The sequence below is a fragment of the Escherichia sp. WS338 genome, from assembly GCF_046486405.1.
GTDB classification, from domain to species: Bacteria; Pseudomonadota; Gammaproteobacteria; order Enterobacterales; family Enterobacteriaceae; genus Escherichia; species Escherichia coli.
Genome location: NZ_JBJQLL010000082.1, coordinates 1 through 2,830, shown reverse-complemented (window position 1 = coordinate 2,830; position 2,830 = coordinate 1). Strand labels below are relative to the sequence as shown.

3 protein-coding genes and 2 pseudogenes are annotated in these 2,830 nt (G+C 42.2%); 4 read left to right on the top strand and 1 reads right to left on the bottom strand.

Translation table 11 applies throughout. The features are described 5' to 3' along the window. From ACJHWT_RS25195 to ACJHWT_RS25185, 3 genes and pseudogenes are all read left to right on the top strand, one after another. A pseudogene (locus ACJHWT_RS25195) lies at window positions 1-488 on the top strand (ISAs1-like element ISEc1 family transposase); the annotation flags it as partial. A gap of 13 nt (window positions 489-501) precedes the next feature. Beyond that, window positions 502-1,146, top strand: a complete 645-nt coding sequence (locus tag ACJHWT_RS25190) for an RHS repeat-associated core domain-containing protein (protein WP_000132216.1) — start codon at window positions 502-504, stop codon at window positions 1,144-1,146. Then, window positions 1,146-1,514 (top strand): hypothetical protein, encoded by a 369-nt coding sequence (locus ACJHWT_RS25185; protein ID WP_000609380.1) that lies wholly within the window; start codon window positions 1,146-1,148, stop codon window positions 1,512-1,514. The genes ACJHWT_RS25190 and ACJHWT_RS25185 overlap by 1 nt, the downstream gene beginning before the upstream one ends. A gap of 51 nt (window positions 1,515-1,565) precedes the next feature. Here ACJHWT_RS25185 and ACJHWT_RS25180 read toward each other — a convergent pair whose 3' ends face one another. After that, entirely contained in the window at window positions 1,566-1,895 is a 330-nt protein-coding gene (locus ACJHWT_RS25180; protein WP_001317706.1) for a SymE family type I addiction module toxin, read from the bottom strand. Between the two features lie 151 nt (window positions 1,896-2,046). On the opposite strand from ACJHWT_RS25180, the pseudogene ACJHWT_RS25175 reads away from it, so the two are divergent. Beyond that, a pseudogene (locus ACJHWT_RS25175) lies at window positions 2,047-2,721 on the top strand (ISAs1 family transposase); the annotation flags it as partial. Between the last annotated feature and the right edge of the window lie 109 nt (window positions 2,722-2,830).

Sequence of the window (2,830 nt, the reverse complement as noted above, 5' to 3'; positions counted from 1 at the left end):
ATCCAGAGCACGACAGTTACTCAATTAGTGAAAAGAGTCACGGCAGAGAAGAAACCCGTCTTCATATTGTTTGTGATGTCCCTGATGAACTTATTGATTTCACGTTTGAATGGAAAGGTCTGAAGAAATTATGCGTGGCAGTCTCCTTTCGGTCCATAATAGCAGAACAAAAGAAAGAGCCAGAAATGACGGTCAGATATTATATCAGTTCTGCTGATTTAACCGCAGAAAAGTTCGCCACAGCGATCCGAAATCACTGGCACGTGGAGAATAAGCTGCACTGGCGTCTGGACGTGGTAATGAATGAAGACGACTGCAAAATAAGAAGAGGAAATGCAGCAGAATTATTTTCAGGGATACGGCACATCGCTATTAATATTTTGACGAATGATAAGGTATTCAAGGCAGGGTTAAGACGTAAGATGCGAAAAGCAGCCATGGACAGAAACTATCTGGCGTCAGTCCTTGCGGGGTGCGGGCTTTCGTAATCTTGCCCTGGAGATGACGGACAGTGACGGGAAAATCGTGTGGGAGACGGGGTATCAGGTCTGGGGTAACACGATACAGGAGAAGGACCACGGCGGGGTGGAGCAGAACCTGCGCTACCAGGGACAGTACCTCGACAGGGAAACGGGGCTGCATTACAATCTGCACAGGTACTATGATCCGGATGTCGGGCGGTTCATGGTAACGGACCCGATAGGGCTAAGAGGCGGGTTAAACCTGTATGCTTATGCACCGAATCCGTTAAGCTGGATCGATCCCCTTGGATTAACGAAGAAGTGTATGGGCGTGAGTGAATCTGGACATCATGTTCCTGCGGTTCGTAAATCTAAAGGACGTCCGTTTGAAGTTTCCCGATCTGATAAAACTCGCCCAACATTATTCCCTAGAGGAGAAAATCCAGAACATAATCACTGGCGTTTACATCATGCGGAACGAGATGTGATAGGTCCAAGACAAGGTGATTTCCTTGGTTCGGATAAAGAGTTATTTGATGCTTACAGAAAAGCGTATTCAAAATTAGATGACATCAGAGTTGATGTTAAATCTCCAAATGGAACTTATACGCTAGGTACTAATGTGACACCATCCAAGGCTGTTGATTTAATAGAGGTTTGGCTCAAAGGACAAGGGTTAATGTGATGATTAATAATAAGCTAATTGAAATTGATAACTGTTTATCCACCCCGTCATTTTTTGATTTTCTTAAATCATTAAATGTTGATAGTGCATTAGACTCAAGAGATGAACCGGAGTTTGATGATTGCTGGATGAGTGAGTTTAATTCATTAGATAAGGAAAGTTTTCAGGATGATGATATTGAGTTTATTGATTCCTTGCGAGAAAAGGCATTTAAATACTCATTCAGGGTGATTAATAATTCTGAAATATCTTCGCGTATATCTGATGATATTGAGATAATCTCCAAAAGTTTTGTACTCGGAAAGGAAAACTCTTGGTCGATCACTCACTTATGGTCATCATATAAAAATAGAAAATTTCCTGAATAATTAATTAGACAAAGCCGGAAAGAAAATTAAATCTTCCCGGCTTTTTATTATTTAATTATCGTTCAGCACACTAAACATCCCGCTCCGCATCCCCTTAACCACCTGTTTAACCTGATAAAGTTCCTCCCGCAGTTCCTGCACCTCGTCACTGTCAGCGATGATGGTCAGGCACCCCTCCGAAATCTTCACCGTGACACCCCGCCCGGTATCAAATCCGGCCTCTTTCAGCCAGTCGCCCTTGAGGTTCAGGCTGGGGTGTCGTGAGTAGTACGTGGTCATGTAGGTTTTGCTGTTTATGTGGCGGGCTCTGACATAGCCGACTTTATAGCGGCGCTGTGTTTTGGAAATGGTGATTTCTGGCGTAATATCGTGTTCAGCCATGATTAACCAGGGAAAGATCACGTAACGCTGCTTTTTTGTACTAAATAATTCGCATTTTATGTTTAAAAATTGAGATATTCCTCATTACCTGAAGCTGTTTTTTATTGCGTATACATGGTCAAATACTCCTTACATAATTAAGGAGAACAAAATGGAACTTAAAAAATTGATGGAACATATTTCTATTATCCCCGATTACAGACAAGCCTGGAAAGTGGAACATAAATTGTCGGATATTCTACTGTTGACTATTTGTGCCGTTATTTCTTGTGCAGAAGGCTGGGAAGATATAGAGGATTTTGGGGAAACACATCTCGATTTTTTGAAGCAATATGGTGATTTTGAAAATGGTATTCCTGTTCACGATACCATTGCCAGAGTTGTATCCTGTATCAGTCCTTCAAAATTTCACGAGTGCTTTATTAACTGGATGCGTGACTGCCATTCTTCAGATGATAAAGACGTTATTGCAATTGATGGAAAAACGCTCCGGCATTCTTATGACAAGAGTCGCCGCAGGGGAGCGATTCATGTCATTAGTGCGTTCTCAACAATGCACAGTCTGGTCATCGGACAGATCAGGACGGATGAGAAATCCAATGAGATCACAGCTATCCCTGAACTTCTTAACATGTTGGATATTAAAGGAAAAATTATCACAACTGATGCGATGGGGTGCCAGAAAGATATCGCAGAGAAGATACAAAAACAGGGCGGTGATTATTTATTCGCTGTAAAAGGAAATCAGGGGCGGCTTAATAAAGCCTTTGAGGAAAAATTCCCACTGAAAGAATTAAATAATCCAGAGCATGACAGTTACGCAATTTGAACCGCCCCGGGTTTCCTGGAGAGTGTTTTATCTGTGAACTCAGGCTGCCAGATCATCGTTTCCGATGGAAGCATAATAAGCTTTTTCTGCTTCTGCCGGAGGAGTA

Bases quoted from the DNA above. Each gene is read 5' to 3' on its own strand.
- ACJHWT_RS25190 (WP_000132216.1), top strand. From the start codon at position 502: ATGACGGACAGTGACGGGAAAATCGTGTGGGAGACGGGGTATCAGGTC.
- ACJHWT_RS25185 (WP_000609380.1), top strand. From the start codon at position 1,146: ATGATTAATAATAAGCTAATTGAAATTGATAACTGTTTATCCACCCCG.
- ACJHWT_RS25180 (WP_001317706.1), bottom strand. From the start codon at position 1,895: ATGGCTGAACACGATATTACGCCAGAAATCACCATTTCCAAAACACAG.